Source organism: Allochromatium tepidum (genome assembly GCF_018409545.1).
Classification (GTDB): domain Bacteria; phylum Pseudomonadota; class Gammaproteobacteria; order Chromatiales; family Chromatiaceae; genus Thermochromatium; species Thermochromatium tepidum_A.
In genome coordinates this window covers 397364-418807 of sequence record NZ_AP024563.1, presented here as the reverse complement: position 1 = coordinate 418807, position 21444 = coordinate 397364, and the positions used below count along the sequence as shown (strand labels likewise).

Annotated in this window: 22 protein-coding genes, 1 tRNA gene and 1 pseudogene; 12 read left to right on the top strand and 12 right to left on the bottom strand. The window is 61.8% G+C overall.

The window, feature by feature from the left end; translation table 11 throughout:
* Positions 1-6 precede the first annotated feature (6 nt).
* Positions 7-489 (bottom strand): FHA domain-containing protein, encoded by a 483-nt coding sequence (locus Atep_RS01995; RefSeq protein ID WP_213379958.1) that lies wholly within the window; start codon positions 487-489, stop codon positions 7-9.
* A gap of 121 nt (positions 490-610) precedes the next feature.
* Here Atep_RS01995 and Atep_RS01990 point away from each other — a divergent pair, with 121 nt between their 5' ends.
* On the top strand, positions 611-3316 hold the full coding sequence (locus Atep_RS01990; RefSeq protein WP_213379957.1) for a bifunctional serine/threonine-protein kinase/formylglycine-generating enzyme family protein: 2706 nt from the start codon (positions 611-613) through the stop codon (positions 3314-3316).
* A gap of 51 nt (positions 3317-3367) precedes the next feature.
* Here Atep_RS01990 and gltX read toward each other — a convergent pair whose 3' ends face one another.
* On the bottom strand, positions 3368-4783 hold the full coding sequence (gene gltX / locus Atep_RS01985) for a glutamate--tRNA ligase (protein ID WP_213379956.1): 1416 nt from the start codon (positions 4781-4783) through the stop codon (positions 3368-3370).
* A 203-nt stretch (positions 4784-4986) separates the two neighbouring features.
* On the opposite strand from gltX, the gene Atep_RS01980 reads away from it, so the two are divergent.
* Complete coding sequence (locus Atep_RS01980) at positions 4987-6114, top strand: ISAs1 family transposase (protein ID WP_213379955.1); 1128 nt, start codon at positions 4987-4989, stop codon at positions 6112-6114.
* A 76-nt stretch (positions 6115-6190) separates the two neighbouring features.
* Here the strand turns inward: Atep_RS01980 and Atep_RS16375 are convergent, their stop codons facing one another.
* Positions 6191-6412, bottom strand: coding sequence for a hypothetical protein (locus tag Atep_RS16375; protein ID WP_236786365.1), 222 nt, complete (start codon positions 6410-6412; stop codon positions 6191-6193).
* A 48-nt stretch (positions 6413-6460) separates the two neighbouring features.
* Here Atep_RS16375 and Atep_RS16370 point away from each other — a divergent pair, with 48 nt between their 5' ends.
* The 8 genes from Atep_RS16370 to Atep_RS01940 all read left to right on the top strand — a co-directional run bounded on the left by Atep_RS16370 (position 6461) and on the right by Atep_RS01940 (position 11146).
* The gene (locus tag Atep_RS16370; RefSeq protein ID WP_236786363.1) at positions 6461-6637 is read left to right on the top strand and encodes a BrnT family toxin; all 177 of its coding nucleotides are present in this window, start codon (positions 6461-6463) and stop codon (positions 6635-6637) included.
* The gene (locus tag Atep_RS01970) at positions 6615-6962 is read left to right on the top strand and encodes a CopG family transcriptional regulator (protein WP_236786362.1); all 348 of its coding nucleotides are present in this window, start codon (positions 6615-6617) and stop codon (positions 6960-6962) included. The genes Atep_RS16370 and Atep_RS01970 overlap by 23 nt, the downstream gene beginning before the upstream one ends.
* Before the next feature lie 95 nt (positions 6963-7057).
* Positions 7058-7888, top strand: coding sequence for an EcoRV family type II restriction endonuclease (locus Atep_RS01965; protein ID WP_213379954.1), 831 nt, complete (start codon positions 7058-7060; stop codon positions 7886-7888).
* Positions 7885-8802, top strand: coding sequence for a DNA adenine methylase (locus Atep_RS01960; protein ID WP_236786359.1), 918 nt, complete (start codon positions 7885-7887; stop codon positions 8800-8802). Before Atep_RS01965 ends, Atep_RS01960 begins: the two co-directional genes overlap by 4 nt.
* Positions 8803-8968: 166 nt before the next feature.
* A complete protein-coding gene (locus tag Atep_RS01955) occupies positions 8969-9115 on the top strand; it encodes a hypothetical protein (protein ID WP_213379953.1) in 147 nt (48 codons plus the stop codon).
* Positions 9116-9164: 49 nt separating this feature from the next.
* Entirely contained in the window at positions 9165-9686 is a 522-nt protein-coding gene (locus Atep_RS01950) for a helix-turn-helix domain-containing protein (RefSeq protein ID WP_213379952.1), read from the top strand.
* A 383-nt stretch (positions 9687-10069) separates the two neighbouring features.
* Positions 10070-10450: an Mth938-like domain-containing protein gene (locus Atep_RS01945; RefSeq protein WP_213379951.1), complete on the top strand. Its 381-nt coding sequence runs from the start codon at positions 10070-10072 to the stop codon at positions 10448-10450.
* A gap of 18 nt (positions 10451-10468) precedes the next feature.
* On the top strand, positions 10469-11146 hold the full coding sequence (locus Atep_RS01940; protein ID WP_213379950.1) for a hypothetical protein: 678 nt from the start codon (positions 10469-10471) through the stop codon (positions 11144-11146).
* Between the two features lie 84 nt (positions 11147-11230).
* On the opposite strand, the gene groL is transcribed toward Atep_RS01940, so the two are convergent.
* The 4 genes from groL to cysS all read right to left on the bottom strand — a co-directional run bounded on the left by groL (position 11231) and on the right by cysS (position 15467).
* Positions 11231-12862: a chaperonin GroEL gene (gene groL, locus Atep_RS01935; protein WP_213379948.1), complete on the bottom strand. Its 1632-nt coding sequence runs from the start codon at positions 12860-12862 to the stop codon at positions 11231-11233.
* A gap of 75 nt (positions 12863-12937) precedes the next feature.
* Positions 12938-13228 carry a co-chaperone GroES gene (gene groES, locus Atep_RS01930; RefSeq protein WP_213379946.1) on the bottom strand — a complete coding sequence of 97 codons (291 nt, stop codon included), beginning with the start codon at positions 13226-13228 and terminating at the stop codon, positions 12938-12940.
* Between the two features lie 261 nt (positions 13229-13489).
* Positions 13490-13870 carry a c-type cytochrome domain-containing protein gene (locus tag Atep_RS01925; RefSeq protein ID WP_213379944.1) on the bottom strand — a complete coding sequence of 127 codons (381 nt, stop codon included), beginning with the start codon at positions 13868-13870 and terminating at the stop codon, positions 13490-13492.
* A 208-nt stretch (positions 13871-14078) separates the two neighbouring features.
* Complete coding sequence (cysS, locus tag Atep_RS01920) at positions 14079-15467, bottom strand: cysteine--tRNA ligase (protein WP_213379942.1); 1389 nt, start codon at positions 15465-15467, stop codon at positions 14079-14081.
* Between the two features lie 173 nt (positions 15468-15640).
* Here cysS and dxs point away from each other — a divergent pair, with 173 nt between their 5' ends.
* Positions 15641-17545, top strand: a complete 1905-nt coding sequence (gene dxs, locus Atep_RS01915; protein ID WP_213379940.1) for a 1-deoxy-D-xylulose-5-phosphate synthase — start codon at positions 15641-15643, stop codon at positions 17543-17545.
* Positions 17546-17549: 4 nt separating this feature from the next.
* Positions 17550-18326: a hydroxyacylglutathione hydrolase gene (gene gloB, locus Atep_RS01910; RefSeq protein ID WP_213379938.1), complete on the top strand. Its 777-nt coding sequence runs from the start codon at positions 17550-17552 to the stop codon at positions 18324-18326.
* A 204-nt stretch (positions 18327-18530) separates the two neighbouring features.
* Here gloB and Atep_RS01905 read toward each other — a convergent pair.
* The 5 genes and pseudogenes from Atep_RS01905 to Atep_RS01890 form a co-directional block, all read right to left on the bottom strand.
* A tRNA-Ser gene (locus Atep_RS01905) sits at positions 18531-18618 on the bottom strand.
* 204 nt (positions 18619-18822) lie between these two features.
* Entirely contained in the window at positions 18823-19848 is a 1026-nt protein-coding gene (locus Atep_RS01900) for a radical SAM protein (RefSeq protein ID WP_236786357.1), read from the bottom strand.
* Between the two features lie 202 nt (positions 19849-20050).
* Positions 20051-20224 (bottom strand): annotated as a pseudogene (locus Atep_RS16365) (tRNA (N(6)-L-threonylcarbamoyladenosine(37)-C(2))-methylthiotransferase MtaB); the annotation flags it as partial.
* A gap of 29 nt (positions 20225-20253) precedes the next feature.
* Complete coding sequence (locus Atep_RS01895) at positions 20254-20688, bottom strand: YybH family protein (RefSeq protein WP_213379936.1); 435 nt, start codon at positions 20686-20688, stop codon at positions 20254-20256.
* Positions 20689-20696: 8 nt separating this feature from the next.
* On the bottom strand, positions 20697-21347 hold the full coding sequence (locus Atep_RS01890; protein ID WP_213379934.1) for an Hsp20/alpha crystallin family protein: 651 nt from the start codon (positions 21345-21347) through the stop codon (positions 20697-20699).
* Positions 21348-21444: the final 97 nt, after the last annotated feature.

The following is a 21444-nucleotide window of genomic DNA, read 5'->3' as shown; positions in this document are numbered from 1 at the left end:
GGATCATCATGGATCGAGCCGGCTCAGGACTTCGGTCTTGGGTTCTTCGATGCGGCCCTGTCCTGAATCGACGGCGTTCAGCACCTCGGTCCTGGACGCCTCGTCCGAGAATGCAAGTGTTGCGTCGCTTTGAAGCGAAGCGTTTGGAGCCGGTTGTTGCGGCTTGGTGAATGACACGGTCGGCGACGAGGCTCCGAATGCGACATGCACGGCATAGGGGCCGATCATGAGCCGGTCACCATCGTGCAGTTCCACCGGTCGATGTGGCGCAATCGGAGCGGGGTTGTCGTTCAGACAGGTGCCGTTGCGGCTGAGATCCGTCAGCCAGATCCGGCCCCCGCGCGCCTGGATCCGGGCATGGAGTCCGGAGACGACCCGCTCGTGATCCTCGAGACAGAGATCACTGGTCAGAGCGCGTCCGATCTCGATACCGGACTCGCTCACCGTCAGCGGCACCTCGCGCGGGCGGCCCAGCCCATCACGACGCACGACACGAACTCTTATTTCCACACCGTCCCCCTCGCAGTCGATATATCATGCCCGAACTCTGCAAACACCGCCGGCAAGCGCATCAACGTCGCGGACGCTGTGTCCGACAGCCCCACACTCAGTGAAGATCCCAGGTTACACCATCGTTCGCGAGCTCGGCCAAGGCGGCATGGCCACCGTCTATCTGGCGCGTCAGGACAGTCTCGCGCGCGACGTGGCGCTGAAGGTGATGAAGCCCCTGGCCATGGCCGGCGACGATTTCACCTCGCGCTTCATCAAGGAAGCGCGGATCATCGCCCAGCTCGCGCACCCGCAGATCATCACCATCCACGACTTCGGCACGGCGGACGGCTATCACTACTTCTCGATGGAGTACCTGCCGGGCGGCACCCTGGCCGAAGAGATCGCGCGCGCACTGCCGGTCGGACAAGCCGTCGCCATCACCCGCAAGGTCGCCGAGGCGCTCGCGGTGGCCCATGCGCGCGGCGTCATCCACCGCGACGTCAAACCGCAGAACATCCTCTTTCGCACCGACGGCACGCCCGTACTCACCGACTTCGGTATCGCGCGCGCCGTCACGCGCGATGCCGAGTCGATGCAGCTCACCCGCTACGGCATGGTGATCGGCAGTCCGCGCTACATGAGTCCGGAACAGAGCCTGGGCCGGCCGCTCGACCCGCGTTCCGATCTCTACAGTCTGGGCGTGCTCTTCTACGAGATGCTGACCCAGCGTCTGCCCTACGAGGCCGACGACGTAGTCAGCCTGGCGATGAAGCACTGCCAGGATCCCATTCCGCGCCTGCCCGAGCCTCTGGCCCTCTATCAGCCGATCCTCGACCGGCTCATCGCCAAGAAACCGGAGGAGCGCTTCGCCAGCGCCGGTCAGCTCATCCGCGCCCTGGAGGCGCTGGAGGGAGCGGGCGGCGAGTCCTATGACGCCACCCGTCTGATCCGGCGCGACGAGACCAAAGGCGAGGCACCGGCACCCGAGCCCGGTCCGGAACCCAAATCCGAACCCGAGACGGCATCGCGACCCAGGCGTTCGGTCCGCCGGCCCCTGTTCCTGGCGCTCGCACTCGTCCTGGTGTCGGGACTCGGGGTCTATCTCGGGTTCAATCCTCGGACAATCGGACTGGACAGGGATCCGACCGACATCCTCGCCCAGCTTCCGCCCGCACAGCCCGAACGGCCGGCCACGGCGACCCAATACGAGGCCCTGGCCATCGACCACTATCGACGCGGCCAGATCGAACAGACCCAGGAGATCATCCGGCTTGCGCTCGCCACCACGCCGGACGATGCGCGTCTGCTCGCCCTGCGCGGCCTGATCGAGCGCGGGATCTCGGTCGGACGGCAGCTCGACGAGGCACGGCGGGCGCTGGCCGAGGATCGTGTCGAGGCGGCCTCGCAGGCGGTCGAGGAGGGCCTGCGCCTGGACCCACGTCATTCCGAACTGCTGTCGCTGCGCATTCGGATCCAGGGGCGTCTGGCCGAGCGTCGGCGGCTCGATGCCGAGCGCCTGCTGAAGACGGCACGCGAGGCACAGCAGCGCGGCGATCTCGACACCGCCGAGCGCCAGGCGCGCGAAGGGCTGGCGCTGGTCGCGGACCATCCCGACCTGACGGCCCTGCTGGAGACGATCGATCGGACCCGCGAGCGTCGGACACGCCTCGAACAGCTCCAAGAGCAGGCCATCGTCCGCCACGACCAGGGCGACTATCCGGGCTCCTTCGCCCTGATCGACGAAGGGCTGGCGCTGGCTCCCGAGCATCCGGGCCTGACGGCACTGCGCGCGAAGGTCATCGCCACCCTGGTGCGCGAGGCGCGCAATCATCTGATCCGCGTCGCCGATGAGCGCGTGGCCTCGATCACGGCCCTGCTCGGGCGCTACCGGCTCGATGAGGCCGCCGCGCAATTGGAGCGGCTGCGCGTCCTCGCCCCCGAAGACACGCGGCTCGCCGACCTGAGCGCGGATCTCGAACGGCGCCGCGCCTTCTTTCCGGCCATGGTCGAGATCCCGTCCGGCTGCTTCGACATGGGCAGCCCCGAGGACGAGATCGGGCGCGAATCCGACGAACGCCGGCATCAGGTCTGTGTCGAGTCCTTCCGGCTCGCACCCCATGAGGTCACGGTCGCCCAGTTCGAGCGCTTCGTCGCCGCCAGCGGGTATCGGACCGAAGCGGAGCGCGACACCGGCGACTCAAAGGGCTGCGAGTCTTTCGACCGCGACGACAGCGCCGATCCTTGGGGGTTGAGGGACAAGGCGAACTGGCGTCAACCCAACCGGTATCAAGCCAACGACGACCGTCACCCGGTGAGTTGCGTGAGCTGGAACGACGCGCAGGCCTATATCGGCTGGCTCAACCAGGAGACCGGGCACAGCTTCCGGCTGCCGACCGAGGCCGAATGGGAATATGCCGCCCGCGCCGGCACCTCGACCGCGCGCTTTTGGGACGCGACTCCGAACGCCGTCCCCTGTCGCAACGCGAACGCGGCCGACCGGGGACAGGGCTGGGAGTTCGGCTTCGACTGCGACGACGGGTACGAATGGGTCGCGCCGGTCGGCGCCTTCGCCCCCAATGCCTGGGGGCTGTACGACATGCTGGGCAATGTCTGGGAGTGGACCTGCTCGGAATACGACGCCGACTATCAGGGCGTCGAGCGGCTCTGCGCCCCGTCCGAGATCGACCTGCCGCGCGTCATGCGCGGCGGCGCCTGGAACAGCGGTCCGGCGCTGGTGCGCGCGGCCTACCGCAATCGCAACTTCCCCGAGACGCGCTACGTCTTCGTCGGCTTCCGGCTCGCGCTCGACGCGCCCGCCGAGTAGTGGGCGCGAGGCTCGGACGTACCCGCCGCTTTCCGCCTCACGACTCCGGCATCAAGCCTCACCGCCGCGCGTGGCGATATAGCCCAGCGCCTTGTCGATACGACGCAGTGTCGCCTCCTTGCCGACCAGCATCAGCGTCTCCTCGATACCGGGAGACGCGGCCCGCCCGACGATGGCCACGCGCAGCGGCTGGGCGACCTTGCCCAGATTGAGCTGCAACTCCTCGGCCACACCCTCGACCACATGCTTCAACTGCTCGGGTGTCCAGTCTTCGAACGCCAGTAGCTCGAAGGCGGCACGCAGCTTCTCCAGCGGCTCGCGCGCTACCGGACGCAGATGCTTCTTGGCCGAACCTTCGTCGAACTCGTCGAAATCGCGATAGCAGAAGGCGCTGATCTCGGCCAGCTCGACCAGCGTCTTGGCGCGCGCGGCCTGCGCCTTGACCACATCGACCAGATCCGGCCCGGTCGAGGGATCGATGTCGAGCCGCCCCATGTGCGGACTGAGCAGACGCGCCACGCGCGCCGGATCGGCCTGTTGCAGATACTGCTGATTGAGCCAGTCAAGCTTGCTGGTGTTGAAGCTGGAGGCGGCCTTGTTGACGTCGGAGATGTCGAACAGCTCGATCATCTGCTCGATCGAGAAGATCTCCTGATCGCCGTGCGACCAGCCGAGACGCACCAGATAGTTCAGCAGCGCCTCGGGCAGATAGCCCATGTCGCGATAGGAAATGACGCTCACCGCCCCGTGACGCTTCGACAGCCGCGTCCCATCGTCGCCGAGAATCATGGGCACATGGGCGTAACGCGGCGGCTCGAAACCGAGCGCGCGCAGGATATTGATCTGACGCGGGGTGTTGTTGATATGGTCGTCGCCCCGGATGACATGGGTGATCTGCATGTCGGCGTCATCGACCACCACGCTCAGGTTGTAGGTCGGGGTGCCGTCGCTGCGACGGATGATCAGATCGTCGAGTTCCTCGTTGGCGAACGGCATCCGGCCACGGATGAGGTCGTCGACGATCACCACGCCGTCGGCGGGGTTCTTGAAGCGGATGACGTGCGGCTGACTCGGATCGACCTGCTTGTTGCGGCAGCAGCCGTCATAGCGCGGTTTCTGCTTGCGCGCCATCTGATCGACGCGCAGCTTCTCCAGCCGCTCCTTCGGGCAGTCGCAACGGTAGGCCAGTCCCTTGTCGAGCAGCTCGTCGATGACCTGGTTGTAGCGGTCGAAACGCTGGGTCTGATAGAACGGCCCCTCGTCATAGTCCAGCCCGAGCCAGGTCATGCCCTCCAGGATGGCGTTGACCGACTCGGCCGTCGAGCGCTCCAGATCAGTGTCCTCGATGCGCAGGACGAACTGACCGCCGTGTTTGCGGGCATAGAGATAGCAGAAGAGCGCGGTGCGGGCGCCGCCGACGTGCAGATAGCCGGTCGGCGAGGGAGCGAAGCGGGTGCGGACGGTCATGATGTTCCTGTGAGGCTCGGGTGGATGAAAGGCCCGAATTCTACACGCCGACGCCCGACGAATGGCAACCGCGCCGCCCAGGGCAATCGCATGAATGACGTTGTCGTGGACGCCTGAAAATAGTCGTTCACGATCAAGAGGTTGCAAGGGGGCTGCCCACGGAAGGTAGATTTGTGTAGTTTTCTGTCTTTTTGGGGTGAGCCATGGAGACGGAAAGCAAGTTGCGGCTGGCGGACGTATTCGTAACGATCAGAGATCCACGGCAGGCGCGCAAAGTCAAGCATGACCTGGTCGAACTGCTGGTGGTGGCCGTCAATGCGGTACTGGTAGGGGCGAACACCTTTGTCGATATCGAGTTGTGGGCGAACGAGAAGCTGGACTGGTTGCACCAGTATCTGAAGCTGGAGAACGGTATTCCGTCGCATGACACCTTCGGACGATTGTTTGGCTTGATCAATCCGGACGAATTCGAGGCGGCGTTTCGTCGTTGGGTCGGTACGATTCTTCCGGCACTTGGCGCCGACCGGGTGGTCGCCATAGACGGCAAGACCCGTCGTCGCTCGGGTAAGGTCGACGCCACGCCCTTGCATCTGGTCAGCGCCTTTGCCGCCGATGCCGGGCTGGTGCTGGGACAGCGTGCCACGGCGGAGAAGTCGAACGAGAAGACGGCGATTCCGGAATTGCTGGCCACCCTGGCGCTGGAGGGGTGCATCGTGACCATCGATGCGATGGGCACCCAAGCGAGCATTGCCCAGGCTATCCGTGATCGGGGCGCGGATGACATTCTGGCCGTCAAAGCGAACCAACCCACGCTGGCCGATTCGATGCGGGAATTCTTCGACCAATTCCTGGTCGCGCCGGAACAGACCCCGCACACCTTCACCGAAACGGTGGAGAAGAGTCACGGTCGGCTGGAAACCCGGCGCGGCTTTGCCTTCACTCAACCGGACTGTCTGGCCAAACCGGAGCAATGGCCCGACCTGAAATCCTTCGCTGTCATCGAGGCGGAACGTTGGATCAAGGGCAAGACGTCTTTTGAACGGCGCTTCTACATCAGCAGCCTGCCGGCGGACGCCAACCGCCTGGCTCGTGCGGTGAGAGATCACTGGGCTGTCGAGAACCGTCTTCACTGGTGCATGGACGTCGCTTTTGCGGACGACCAAATGCGTGTCCGTACCAGGCACGCCGCTCACAACCTCGCCATCCTCAAGCACATCACCCTCAACCTCATTCGCCTTGATCCCATCAAGCGCAAGGGCGGAATCAGAGCGCGACGTTTCATCGCTGCCACTTCCGACCGCTATCGCTCCGAGCTCCTCGGTCTTGTATAAGATTCATGCGATTGCCCTGCCCACCATATCAACGTATGGCTTTTTGTATGGACTAGTGATACCATGGCTTTGAAGGTCACAAAAAGTGCTTGCGCTCAATGTCTTGATTTTGCTGGGCTAGCAAAGCCCAGGCTAGGGAAAGTTGGGCGGTCCACACCAGATTCAACATCGCAAGCGATTGATTCCTAATGTTGTATTTTTGCACCTTCAAAGCCATGACTAGTGATACTCTGCGCCCATGGCTAAAACCCGCTTTGATTGGGACCCCGACAAGGACGCCGAGAATCAGGGAAAGCACGGGGTCTCCTTCTCCCGTGCCTAATACGCCTTTGCGGACCCGCAGCGCGTGATAGCCAAGGACGAGGCGCACAGCCAAATCGAAGAACGGTTTTATTGCTTCGGTGAGGTTGATGGCGGCGTACTCACGGTGCGGTTCACCTACCGCGCTTCGGTTATTCGAATCATCGGTGCCGGTTATTGGCGCAAAGGAAAGGCGATCTATGATCACGAAAGCGCAGCGTAGCGGAGTTTCAAAGAAGGCTAATGCCGACGCTCGTCGGCGTTATGCCGGAACTAAAATCAAATACACCGATGAACCCCTTGGCAAAGTTAAGGTGGTTGCCGACTTCCTTCCTTCGCCGGCCGAATTGGCATTTCGTGAAGAAGGTGTGAAGGTAACCTTGTCTCTGAGCAAGAAGAGCATTGAGTTCTTCAAGTCGGAGGCCTCGAAGCATCACACGCAGTACCAGCGCATGATTCGTCGGCTTCTCGACGCTTATGTTGATAGCCAAGCCCCAATCCGGCAGTCCACACGGACGCTGCGCGATAAAGCCACGCAGCGCCGATGACCTTGAACGTTATGCCTCGCAGGCCATCATGCGTTTCCTGTCTGATAGCGTAACCTGTAACATGACCGCTTGGCTCTCACTGTGGCGGTAATCAGATGACTGAAAAAGCAAAATTCGCACGAAAACTGGAACAGTTCGTCACCGAACTACGAGGTCACGTCAGCAGTGACGATGGTCAATGGACGGTCAAAGGATTTGTCGACATCTTCAAGAACGTTTATACAATCTCGTCAGACACAAAGATCGTATCGAAGATTCTTGAGATACACCTCTTTCCGAAGATTCTCGCGTTTGCTCGGGCCAACGGGTACAAAGTTGTGCTCGCAGAGCATCAGAATTACTACCCGGACATTTCGTTTGTCAAAGCAAACGATGAGTCCATAAAGTTTGCCGTTGATTTCAAGACCACATACAGAAACCCCAAAAAGCCACACCTATGCAACGGTTTTACGCTTGGCTCGCATGGCGAATATTTCGAGAATAGAACCAGCACGAAGAACATCCAGTTTCCCTACGGGAGCTACTCAGGCCATTTCTGCCTTGGCATCATTTATGACAGGGCGGAGGGGGTGACAATCGACGAAACAAGAGCCCATGGAATTGATGAGTTGCACTCAATCACTTCCGTGGCACGAAACTTTTATTTCTTTGTTACAGAAAAATGGAAGATTGCAAGCGATAAGGGCGGAAGCGGCAACACAGCCAACATCGGCAGCATAAAAAACATAGCCGACATCATCGCGGGCAAGGGAATGTTCTCGAAGCTCGGAGAGAATTGGTTTGACGAATACTGGATGAACTACAAGAAGATTACTGTCCAAGACGGAAAAGGTGGCACCAAGAAAATATCCACGCTTCGAGAATTTGTCGAATACAAGAACGGTGATGTTTCCCTGATAGTCGATAAAAGGAACGACGAAGAATGACCATTAAAGTTGGTGTGCCGCCGATCAAATCACAGGGCATAAAGACGAAACTCGTTCCTTGGATACAAAGCATTCTTCCGAGTGACTTTAACGGCACATGGATTGAACCATTCATGGGTACTGGAGCCGTGGCTTTCAATGTCGCGCCACAGCGTGCTGTCTTGTGTGACTCAAACCCACACCTTGTTAATTTCTACGCCAGCATAGCGTCAGGCAAAATAACTCCTGAAGTGGTCAAGGAATTTCTTACCCGCGAAGGGGAATTGTTGTTGTCAAAAGGCGAAGATCACTATTACTTCGTCAGGGAAAGATTTAACGCAGGACACTCCCCGCTAGATTTTTTGTTCATCAATCGCGCTGGGTTTAATGGAATGATTCGCTTCAATAGAAAGGGTGGTTTCAATATTCCATTTTGTAGAAACCCCCAACGATTTTCCCCGGCTTATGTAACTAAAATTGTCAATCAGGTTGCGTGGGTCAGTAAAATCATCAAGGCAAAAGAATTCACATTCAAATGCCAAGATTTCAATAAGACGATACAAGATGCCTCACCGAACGATATAATTTACTGCGATCCGCCATACATTGATCGGCACGTCGATTATTACAACGGATGGGATGATGGTCACGAACGAGAGCTTTTTGATCGGCTCTCAAGCTTTGCCGGAAAATTCATTTTGTCGACTTGGCATCACAATGACTACCGAGAAAATGAATATGTGAAATGCTTGTGGTCAGAACATCATATTCTTACACGGGAGCATTTCTATCATGTCGGCGGAAAAGAACAAAATAGAAACCCAGTCGTTGAAGCGCTAGTAACTAACTTCATGGCGACATCTATACGCCGCCGCGAAGAAAGCCAAGTCCAATACGTCCTACTTGAACCGCCAGCGGAATATAGCGTGGCATAACATGGCGGCCCACCGGACGCTGCGCGATGAAGCCGCGCAGCCCCCCCTGAACTTGGACGTTGCGTAATAATATTGGGACACGATTTCCACCGTCCCGCCAGCGCCGACTTGACTTTTGCCAGATCAGCTGTTGGATATTTCTCTTGTCGCTCTATAGACTTGTCTCATGTCCAACCTGACAATCAGCCAGCTTCGGCATTTGATTCGCACGCTGAATTACGTCGTTTTCACCCGTGCCGCCGAGGAGCTTGAAGATGACAACCTCTCCATCCTTGATCTCGAAAACATCAGACTTGTACCGACCGAAAAATGACCCTATATTATTGCCAAATTCGAATAAAATTTAGTTTTGAGACCATAGCATGATTTTTGAAAAATTTAAAAATCTAGATAATGATCGCATGATTAAAGCCATAATTGGCATGAGTCGGGCGAAATTCGATCAACTGGTAACAGATTTTACAGCCGCTTTTCAAGCGCATCAAGTCGAGCGATTACAGAAAAAAGAAATTAAACGCTTGCCTTCTGGTGGTTTAAAAGGCGTGCTTGATAGCGACGAGAAGCGCTTATTTTTCCTGTTGTTTTATTTAAAAACATATCCAACTTTTGATGTTCTAGGCTTTCATTTTGAATTGAGTGCAGGGCACGCTCATGACTACATCCAAGAATTTATGCCCATTCTTAAGCGCGCCTTGCAAGCACGCAATGTCTACCCTGAAAGAACTTTTGAAACGGTCGAGCAATTTAAGCAAGCCATTGAAAAATATAGCGAAATTTATATGGATGGTGTCGAAATCTCTTGCGTCAGACCTCACGATAAAGAAGAGCAAAAGGAGCGCTACAGCGGTAAAAAAAACGCCATACTCTTAAGTCTTCCTGATTAGTTACGAAGCTCAGCACATTCACGCTCACTGTAATTCATTGTTTTTATGAAATTATTTTCAGCCATCTGAGTTTGTGCCAGGTACGCTGGTCGTCTGCGCTGACTTGGAGGCCGCGCTTAGGTGGTCAGAGATTGACCGGGCAAGAGAAAACAAAAACTTGGCCTGAGAGTTCTCGCACCGCAGTGCTGAGCTTCGTAACTAATCAGGAAAATCAATGTCTTACAATGCATAAACAACTTGCGCCGAGAAGTGTAAGGCATTGAGCAATCAGCTATATAAGCGTTTCTTGATGCGATTGCCCTGCCGCGCCGCCCTTCCCCGTCCCATCCCGGAACGCGAAGCGCTAAACTCGGCCGCTGGTTTGGTTATTTGGGGGGTGAGCGATGAAATTTTCCGAAGCAGACGCCGGCGGCGGCTATCTGATCGAGGGCTACAGTGCCGGCTGGATCAGCATCTCAGGGCGCCGCTACACGCGCAGCCTGATCCTGACGCCCTCGGACATCATCGAACCCTGGGGGCCGACACAGGCGGCGGACCTGAACCGCCTGCACCTGACGGCCATCTCGCATCTGTCGCCACGGCTGGTCCTGATCGGCACCGGCGCGCGATCGGCCTTGATCGATCCGGTGCTCTATCTGAGCCTGATCGAACGCGGCATCGGGGTCGAGGTCATGACCACGGGCGCGGCCTGCCGCACCTACAACATCCTGATGGCCGAGGGGCGTGAGGTCGTCGCCGGACTCATCCTCGAAACGAACGATTGAGCGAGGCACGCGACATACATGGACCGTTCCATCGTGCTCTCCATTCTCGGCGCCGCCGTGCTGGGGTTCTTCGGGATGCTGCTGCTGATGCCCGACCCCATCGAGGACGAGGTCGTGCGTCTCCCCTGGCTGATCGAGCAGGACGCCGCCGGACGTACCCGGGTCTTCGGGTTCACGCTGGGCTCGACGACGCCGGCCGAAGTTCGCCGGGTCTTTCGCGAAGACGGCGAGATCAACCTGTTCCGCACATCCGGCCCATCCGGGACGCTCGCCGCCGAGGTCTATTTCGAGCAGATCCATCTGGAGCGACTGCGCGCGGATTTCGTGCTGACCCTGGAGGCGGACCAGACGACGCTAGCGGCCATGTACGAGCGCGGACTGCGCATCAGCCAGACCGGCAGCGGCAGTCAGAAGGTCAAGCTCGACCCGAGCGATGCCGAGCGTCTGGCCGAACGACCCATCCGCGCCATCGTCTATCTGCCCAAGGCCCGGCTCGACGCGGCGCTGATCGAGCAGCGATTCGGCACGCCGAGTCGGCGGCTCACCGAGTCCGAGACCGGCATCGTCCACTGGCTCTACCCCGAACGCGGACTCGACATCGGACGCGATCCCAGTGGGCGCGTGGTCATGCAGTATGTGAATCGGGCCGATTTCGCGGCCATCCTCGAACCGCTCGCGACGGCGGGCAAGGACTGAGAACGCCGATCAACGAAAAAGCCCCGCCGAAGCGGGGCTTTTTTAGCGTCGGGCCGGGACGCGAACGTCCCGAGCGCCTGGGCTTTACATCATGCCCATGTCGCCCATGCCGCCGCCCGGCATCGCCGGAGCGTCGTCCTTCGGCTCGTCGGCGATCATGGCCTCGGTGGTGATCATCAGACCGGCGACCGAGCAGGCGTTCTGCAGCGCCGAACGGGTGACCTTGGTCGGGTCCAGGATGCCCATCTCGACCATGTCGCCATACTCGCCGTTGGCGGCGTTGTAACCGAAGTTACCCTTGCCCTCGACGACCTTGTGCAGGATGACCGACGGCTCTTCACCCGCGTTGGCGACGATCTGACGCAGCGGTTCTTCCATCGCGCGCCGGGCGATGGCGATACCGACGTCCTGATCGTGGTTGGCGCCCTTGAGATCCTTGACGGCCGCGATGGCGCGCACCAGCGCGACACCACCGCCGGGGACGATGCCTTCCTCGACGGCGGCACGGGTGGCGTGCAGGGCGTCTTCGACGCGCGCCTTCTTCTCCTTCATCTCGATCTCGGTGGCCGCGCCGACCTTGATCACGGCCACACCGCCGGCCAGCTTGGCCAAACGCTCCTGGAGCTTCTCGCGGTCGTAGTCGGAAGTCGTCTCCTCGATCTGGGCACGGATCTGCTCGCAACGGGCCTTGATGTCGATCTCGGAACCGGCGCCGTCGATGATGGTGGTCTCGTCCTTGCCGACCTGGACCTTCTTGGCGGTACCCAGATCGTTCAGGGTCGCCTTCTCCAGCGACAGACCGACTTCCTCGGAGATCACGGTCGCGCCGGTCAGGATGGCGATATCCTGCAACATCGCCTTGCGACGATCACCGAAGCCCGGCGCCTTGACCGCGCAGACCTTGACGATGCCGCGCAGATTGTTGACCACCAATGTCGCCAGGGCCTCGCCCTCGACGTCCTCGGCGATGATCAGCAGCGGCTTGCCGGCCTTGGCGACACCTTCCAGCACGGGCAGCAGATCCCGGATGTTGGAGATCTTCTTGTCGTGCAGCAGGATGTAGGGCGCGTCGAGTTCGGCGCTCTGGCTCTGCTGGTTGTTGATGAAGTAGGGCGACAGGTAGCCGCGATCGAACTGCATGCCCTCGACCACGTCCAGCTCGTTCTGCAGCGAGGTGCCGTCCTCGACGGTGATCACGCCTTCCTTGCCGACCTTCTCCATCGCCTCGGCGATGATGTTGCCGATCGAGTCGTCGGAGTTCGCGGAGATGGTGCCGACCTGAGCGATCGCCTTGGTCTCGGTGCAGGGCTTGGAGAGCTTCTTGAGCTCTTCGGTAGCGGCCTCGACGGCCTTGTCCATGCCGCGCTTCAGATCCATCGGGTTCATGCCGGCGGCGACCGCCTTCAGACCCTCACGGACCATGGCCTGCGCCAGCACGGTCGCGGTGGTGGTGCCGTCACCGGCGATGTCGGAGGTCTTGGAAGCGACTTCCTTGACCATCTGCGCGCCCATGTTCTCGAACTTGTCCTTGAGCTCGATCTCCTTGGCCACGGAGACGCCGTCCTTGGTGACGGTCGGGGCGCCGAAGGACTTCTCCAGCACCACATTGCGGCCCTTCGGACCCAGAGTGACCTTGACGGCGTTGGCGAGGATGTTGACACCCTCCATCATGCGGACACGGGCATCACCGCCGAACTTCACGTCTTTTGCGCTCATGCTTCTAAATTCCTCGAATGAATCTGTTGCTGTCTTGATTGGAAAGGCTTGGGAGACTCAGGGGCGGAAGGCCGATCAGCCCTCGACGACCGCCATGATGTCTTCTTCGCGCATCACCAGGAATTCCTTGCCGTCGAGCTTGACCTCGGTGCCGGAGTACTTGCCGAACAGGACGCGGTCGCCGACCTTGACGTCGAGTGCGCGCACGCTGCCGTTGTCGAGGATCTTGCCGTTGCCGACGGCGATGATCTCGCCCTGAATCGGCTTCTCGGTGGCGGAATCCGGGATCACGATGCCGCCGGCGGTGGTGCGCTCCTCTTCCATGCGACGGACGACGACGCGGTCATGCAGGGGACGGATGTTCATGGATAGCTCCTCGATACAGGTTGAGAAGTGGGTGGGTCGAGCCGCCGCGAGACCGACGCCGGGTCGGTCTGTTAGCACTCACTTGTAACGAGTGCTAATGGTAGAGCGAAATCGTCGGCTGTCAAGTTCCAAACAGCATTCCGGGGGATGATGCGTCGAGCGCGGAGGGCGGGGACGTCGTATTGGGGAGGAGGTCGGGGCCGTAGGGCACGCTAGGCGCGCCCCACCTTTGAATCACATCCGTGTGGGGCTCGAAGTGCCTCAGTTGTTCTTGGCGCCCTGGGTGATCCAGGCCTCGACCACGGCGATCTCGGCGGCGGGCAGCGGATCCTTGCCGTGCGGCATGCGGATGGACTCGTCCACCTCACCGGCCACCAGACGATAGAGGCTGCTCGACAGGGCGTCTCCAGGAACCACCACGGGTCCGAACTTGGTGCCCTTCATCAGGGTGTCATAGGATTCGACCAGGAAGCCGCTGGCGGCATGACCCTGGCCATTGGGCAGATGGCACTCGACACAATGCTTCTTGAGAACGGGCTGCACGTCCTTCGCGAAGCTCACTTCACTGGAGCGGTTGCAACCGGTCAGGGCGACCAGGATGAGGGGCAGGCCAACAGCGAAACGGGACAGGTTTTTGTTCATCTTTATCGATCTCGTCATAGATGGAGAACAACTCGACTTGCAAGCCGATCGATGCTCGGCTCAGTCGACAGCACGGCCGCTTTCCAATGCCCGCAAGATCTGTGTGGAAAACGGGTGGCTGACGACTCAAACATAGACCCGATCGGGTCCATGAAACCATGATCCAGGCCAAGATTTCGTGCGACTCCGTCCCGGATCGATACGTTTTTCAGCCGGCCCGCCGCCAGGTCGTTCCCTGGGGACCGTCTTCCAGCACGATGCCCGCTGCCGTTAGCGCCTCGCGCACCCGATCCGCCTCGGCCCAATCCTTGTCGGCACGCGCGGCGCGACGCCGCTCGATCAGGGCCTCGATCTCGGCATCGCTCGGGCCGCCGGCGTCCGCGCCGCCGCGCAGATAGACCTCGGGATCGTCCTGGAGCAGACCCAGCACGACGCCCAGTTCGCGCAGCAGGGCGCCATGCGCGGCGGCCTGCTCCGCCGAACCATCGGCACGGAGCCGATTGATCTCGCGCGCCAGATCGAAGAACACGGCCAGCGCCTCGGGCGTGTTGAAGTCGTCGTCCATCGCCGACTGGAAGCGGGCGCGGAAGGATTCGCCCTCGGCAGGCACGGACTGCGGCAGTCCGCGCAACGCCGTATAGAGCCGGGTCAGGGCCGCACGCGCCTGCCGGAGTGCGCTGTCGTCATAGTTGAGCGGACTGCGATAGTGGCTGGTGAGGATGAAATAACGCACCTCCTCGGGACGATAGAGACGCAGGATCTCGCGCACCGTGAAGAAGTTGCCCAGCGACTTGGACATCTTCTCCTCGTTGACGCGCACGAAGCCGTTGTGCATCCAGACATTGACGAAGGGTTCGCCCGTGGCCCCCTCGGACTGGGCGATTTCGTTTTCGTGATGCGGAAACTGGAGGTCGGCCCCGCCGCCGTGGATATCGAAATGGTTGCCCAGACAGCAGGTACTCATGGCCGAGCACTCGATGTGCCAGCCGGGACGACCCGGTCCCCAAGGCGAATCCCAGGCCGGCTCGCCGGGCTTGGCCGACTTCCAGAGCGCGAAATCGAGCGGATCGCGCTTGGACTCGCCGATCTCGACCCGCGCCCCGGCGCGCAGATCGGACGGATCCTTACCCGAGAGCTTGCCGTAGTCGGGGAAGCGGCTGACGGCATAGTAGACGTCGCCATTGTCGGCGACATAGGCCAGATCCTTCTCGATCAGGGTCTCGACCATACTCAGGATCTCGCCGATGTGCGCCGTGGCGCGCGGCTCGTCGGTCGGCGGCAGGACGCCGAGCGCCTCGGCGTCCTCGCGCATGGCGGTGATGAAACGCTCGGTCAACGCCTGGAACGGCTCGCCGTTCTCGTTGGCGCGACGGATGATCTTGTCGTCGATATCCGTGATGTTGCGGATATAGGTCACGTCATAGCCGAGTGCACGCAGATAACGGTAGACCACGTCGAACACCACCAGCACCCGCGCATGTCCGAGATGACAGTAGTCGTAGACCGTCATGCCGCAGACATACATCCGGACCTTGCCGGGTTCGATGGGTTGGAAGGGGGCTTTCTGGCGGGTCAGGCTGTTGTGGATCTGTAGCATCGCGGTGGCTTGGGTTTGAAATGACCGACATCGAGTCCCCATGGTAACAAAGGCGCGGGTTCGCGACGCGATCGATCTTCGTCGGCAGCGATTGGCCGGATACGATCGATTGGGCAGCCCGGCGACGATTGCACTAAGATACTCCGCTTGTCACACGATAGCCGCCAGAGACCATGCCACATCGCACCCTGACCGATTCCGGCGTCGGCGCGCACCGACGTCCCCTCCTGGACTCGATCGACAGTCCGGCCGATCTGCGCGCCCTGTCCGAGAGCCAGCTTCCCGAACTCGCAAGCGAGCTGCGTTCCTTTCTGATCGAATGCGTCTCCAAGACCGGCGGACACCTGGCGGCCGGACTCGGCGTGGTGGAGCTGACGCTCGGTCTGCACTATGTCTTCGATACGCCCTATGACCGGCTGGTGTGGGACGTCGGGCATCAGGCCTATCCGCACAAGATCCTCACCGGACGGCGCGACCGCATGTGCACCCTGCGCCAGAAAGACGGCGTCTCGGGGTTCCCCAAGCGCTGCGAGAGCGAGTACGACAGCTTCGGCGTCGGCCATTCCAGCACCTCGATCAGCGCCGCGCTCGGCATGGCGCTCGCCGCGAAGCAGAAGGGCGAGCGGCGGACCGTGATCGCCATCATCGGCGACGGGGCGCTGGGCGCCGGCATGGCGTTCGAGGCGCTCAACCATGCCGGCTCGATGGAGATCGATCTGGTGGTCATCCTCAACGACAACGAGATGTCGATCTCGCCGCCGGTCGGGGCGATCAGCAACCATCTGGCGCGTCTGCTCTCGGGCAAGCTCTACACCAGCGTGCGCGAGGGCAGCAAGCACGCCCTGGCCGGGATGCCGCAGTTGCGCCATCTGGTCGGACGCTGGGAAGAGCACATGAAGGGCATGTTGATGCCCAGCACGCTGTTCGAGGAACTGGGCTTCAACTATATCGGCCCAGTCGATGGGCACGACATGGACGGGCTGCTGCGGACGTTGCGCAACATCCGCGACATGCCGGGGCAGCGTCTGCTGCACGTCGTCACCAAGAAGGGACGCGGCTTCGAGCCGGCCGAGGGCCAGCCGGTGATCTATCACGGCGTCACGCCCTTCGATCGCCGGACCGGGCAGTTGCTCAAGTCCAAGGGCGCGGGTCCGACCTATACGCAGATCTTCGGCGGCTGGCTGCATGACACGGCCGTGGCCGATCCGCGTCTGGTCGGCATCACCCCGGCCATGTGCGAAGGCTCCGGACTGACGGCCTTCTCCAAGCGCTTCCCCGAGCGCTATTTCGACGTCGGTATCGCCGAGCAGCACGCGGTGACGCTGGCCGCCGGGATGGCTTGCGAAGGGCTGAAGCCGGTGGTGGCCATCTATTCGAGCTTCCTGCAACGCGCCTATGATCAGCTCATCCATGACGTGGCGCTCCAGAACCTGGATGTGACCTTCGCCGTCGATCGCGGCGGACTGGTCGGGCCGGACGGCGCGACCCATGCCGGCAGCTTCGATCTGAGCTTCTGCCGTCCGATCCCGAACCTGGTCATCATGGCCCCGTCGAACGAGAACGAATGCCGGCGGATGCTCAGGACGGCCTACGAGTACGAGGGACCGGCGCTGGTGCGCTATCCGCGCGGCGGCGGTCCGGGTGTGGCCATCGATCCGAACGCCCCCGCGCTGCCGATCGGCCGGGGCGAGATCGTGCGCGAAGGGTCGCGGATCGCCCTGCTCGCCTTCGGCCCGCTGGTCAAGGCGGCGCTGGAAGCTGCCGAGGTCGTCGATGCCACGGTCGCCGACATGCGCTTCGTCAAGCCGCTCGATGAGGCGCTGATCCTGGATCTGGCCGCGCGTCACGAGATCCTGGTCACGCTGGAGGAGAACGCGATCGCCGGCGGCGCCGGCAGCGGGGTGGCCGAGCTGCTGTCGGAGCGGGGCGTGGTCAAGCGCTGTCTGCATCTGGGCCTGCCCGACCGCTATGTCGATCATGCCGAGCACCACGAACAGCTCGCCGATGTGGGACTGGATGCGCCGGGCATCATCACCCGTCTCCAGGCCGAACTCGCACGGCACGAACACGGGGGCTGACACCATGCTCGACGTCCAACCGATCCCGGCCTTCGAGGACAACTACATCTGGCTCCTGACCGAAGGGACCGGCCATGCGGTCGTGGTCGATCCGGGTGATGCAGAACCCGTGCTGGAGCGGTTGAGCGCCGAGCGGCTGACTCTGACCTCGGTGCTGATCACGCATCATCACTATGACCACACCGGCGGGCTGGATGAGTTGCTCGCGGCCTTTCCTGGGCTGGAGATCGATGGCCCGGACGACGATCGCATCCGCGCCCTCACCCACCGTCGGCGCGAGGGCGAGACCTTCGTTCCGGCTGGGTTGACGACGCCCTTCCAGGTGCTGGAGGTTCCCGGCCACACCTCAAGCCATATCGCCTATCTGGGCGCCGGCCGGCTCTTCTGCGGCGACACGCTGTTCGCGGCCGGCTGCGGACGGGTCTTCGACGGCACCTTCGAGCAGCTCGCCCATTCACTGGAACGGATCGCCGCCCTGCCCGCCGACACGCTCTGCTATTGCGCGCACGAATACACTCAGACCAATCTCGGTTTCGCCGAATGGGTCGAACCGGACAGTCCGGCACTGGCCGAGCGCATGCGTCAGGCCCAACTGCTGCGCTCCAGCGGACAGCCGACCGTGCCCTCACGTCTGGATCTGGAGCGCGCCACCAATCCCTTTCTGCGCACCCGCGAACCGAACGTCATCGCCGCCGCCGAGCGTCAGGCCGGGCACAGGCTGGCCACGAGCGCCGAGGTCTTCACCGCCCTCAGACGCTGGAAGGACGAGCGCTACGATTGACGTTCGGCCGTTTGCAGCTTGTCAGACGACCGCCATGATGGAACGCTTTATGAGGCGAGACGTGCAATGACGCCGGAAGATCAGACTAACCGACCCGCTGTGTCAGGCATAGTGCTGTTTTAGCAGTGGAATCAGATCGCGCTCAAATCGGGGATTTCGGATCAGGCTTGGCGGGGCGATGCTCTTGCAAGTGCCTGATTTGGTTGGCGGAGAGGGAGGGATTCGAACCCCCGGACCCTTTCGAGTCAACGGTTTTCAAGACCGCCGCTTTCGACCGCTCAGCCACCTCTCCGAAGGATGGAGCGCTCGACGAGTGCCCCAGCGATGCGGGACGGCAATCATAGCGCATGACTCGCGACGACCCAAGCACTTCATGCGCCGAACGCGGTGCCGTCCATGCGTCAAGATGCACGCCAAACCTTCTCGAAAACACTTATGCTTTAAACAGAGAATCCACCAAACCCACCGTACTGAGAGGTGCCTCATGGAAATCGGCTCAGTCCACATCCAACCGATGAAACCCAGCCAGCCGGCCGCGCCCACCCCGCCGCCCGGAGGCAACATCGAGAACCGCCGGCCGCCGCCGGAACCTTCGCCGCCGACGCCGCCTTCGCGACCGGGCGCGGAGAGTACGAGTCAATCCGGCATCGATGTCTACGCCTGAGCCGGCTCGATGCACTCGGGCGCCATCGGCTCGACGCCGGTCGGCTCGGCGATCAGCAGACCGACCGCCTCGTCGAGTCCCGTGATCCGCACCTGTATCAAACTGTTTTTTGCTCCCCTCCCCGATCGGCGTCGCTGAACGCACATGCACCGGCAGATAATTGGGCGTGTAGCCCGATCTTGGCCGTCCCTCGAATGCATCGGGCAGACGCTCATGCAGCAGCATCACCGTCTTGCCGATCTGATCGCGCAGGATCTGGAGCCGCGAGCGGTGCGCCAGCGACTCCAGCTCACCGACACGTCTCCGGCGCGTGCGTGCGTCCACCGGATTCGCAAAGCCGGCCGCCGGCGTACCCGGATGCGGCGAATAGCCGAAGACATGGATGTGCCCGAAACGCAGCGACTCGGCCAGTTCAAATGTCTGACGCCAGTCGTCGTCGTCCTCGCCGGGGAAGCCGACAATGATGTCGGTGGTGAGATTGAGATCCGGGATCGCCGCCCGCGCCCCCTCGACCAGCCGGATGTATTCATCGCGCTTGCAGCGGCGTGCCATACGTCTGAGCACCCGGTCCGAACCGCTCTGGAGCGGCAGATGCAGATGCGGCATCAGCCGCCGGTCGGCGAACAGCGACCAGAAGCGCTCGGGCAGGTCCCAGGGTTCCAGCGAGCCGAGACGCAGGCGCGGAATCGCCGTCTCGTTCAACAGGCGCTCGATCAGGTGCGTCAGATCCGTCCCGAGATCGCTGCCATAGCCGCCGAGATGCACGCCGGTCAGCACCACCAAAGAGCGGTGCGGCCGGATCCGCCGCATTGGTTGCCGATGGACGTGGAAGGCCCGCATCGAGACCGAGTGCCGCAAGCACGAGTTCGACCAGCCGATCCTTGTCGCGGTTGACGACGATGAGTCCCTCGGACAGTTCCGCTGACGACGCGGGCGGCGTGGATGCCGGAAGCAGCGAGGATAGAGGAAACGTCTGAGCCGCACCGGAACTGGTCGCGACCCCGTCGAGCGAGACCAGACAGCCGCTGACGATCAGGCGCGCGCCCGGATGACGCTTCCGGGCACGCCGCAGAATCTGGCGCGACTTGCGCACCGCCTCGCCCGTGACGGCGCAGGTATTGACCACGATCAGCTCGGCCGGAGCCGTCTCGTCCTCGACGATCGTGAATCCATGCGCCTGGAAGTCACGCGCCCAGGATTCCAGCTCCGCCTCGTTGAGCCGGCAGCCGAGCATCAGGAGCCGGACGCGCATTCCCTGCCCGATCAGGCCAGCGCCGTCCGCCCAGCCGAGGGCGCGCTGGGCGCCGGCGGCGGAGTCGGCGAGCTTTGATGCACCAGCAACCGCCAGCCATCCGCCGCGCGCCGGAAGACGTGGGTGGCATAGAGCGGCGAGGGCGGCGGCGCACCCGGCCGGAACTGATCGGCCCGGATCTGCGGCCGCTCCTCGACCAGATGCACCGCCAGATCGCCTTCCTCGATCCAGAGCAGATGCCTGACCTGGAGATCGAAGCCCCGCCCCGACTCGAAGAGGATGCGCCAAAGACGCCCGACCTGCTCGCCGACGGCCAGAGGCGTCATCGGCAGCAGACAGAAGATCGCGTCCGAGTCGGCCCAGACCGAGGCCATGGCCTCGGCATCGCCGGCTTCGAGCGCGTCATAGTAGGCGTCTTCGACGTCCTGAGGGGTCTCGAAGCGCATGCCCGAACTCACCAGCGCCCGCCAAGCCAGGCGTCATTGGCGACCCTGGGCACACGGATCAGGATGCGTCCGTCCTCGATCTCGCGCGTCATGCCTGCCAGATCCGCATCCGGCGGCAGACCCACACGCCGACTGCTGGTGTCGCGCGAGAGGCTGTAACGGCTCTGATAGCCGTCACCACCCGGCAAGGGTTCGCTCTGGGTGAAGCGGACCGTGGCACTGTGCGTGATGACCAGACTGCGACCGGCCGGGCGGATCTCGACCTGATCCGGCCGGATGTTCTGGAGCCGGATCTCGATCAGATAGGCGTCATCGGTGGCGCGACGCGAGAGGCTCAGACGCGGCCAGGCCGGACGCTCGCGGCGCTCCATCCGTCCGGAAGCCTCCGGGGACGACCAGGGCGCCGATTCGAATCCGGCCGGCGGCGCCGGCATCCCTGGAGCCGCATAAGGAGCCGCCGGCCAGTTGGCGCCGGCCTCCGCAGGCGTCGACCAGGGCGCAGGCGGAACGGGCGGACCATAGGCCCCCGGATGACCGGCATAGGGCACAGGTTCAACTGCACCCGGCGCATAGGGGTCATAGGGCGTCCAGGCTTGAGCCAGGACCAGGGTCGGCAGGAACGCGGACAGGGCCACGGCGGTGACGGTGATGCGATGCATGATGGACTCCCGGATTCGAGTTCACGAAGGTTGAGGATGGACGGACGGGCCGCGCTCCCAGTATAAGGCGACTTGCACCAAAATTCGCCACTCTCCG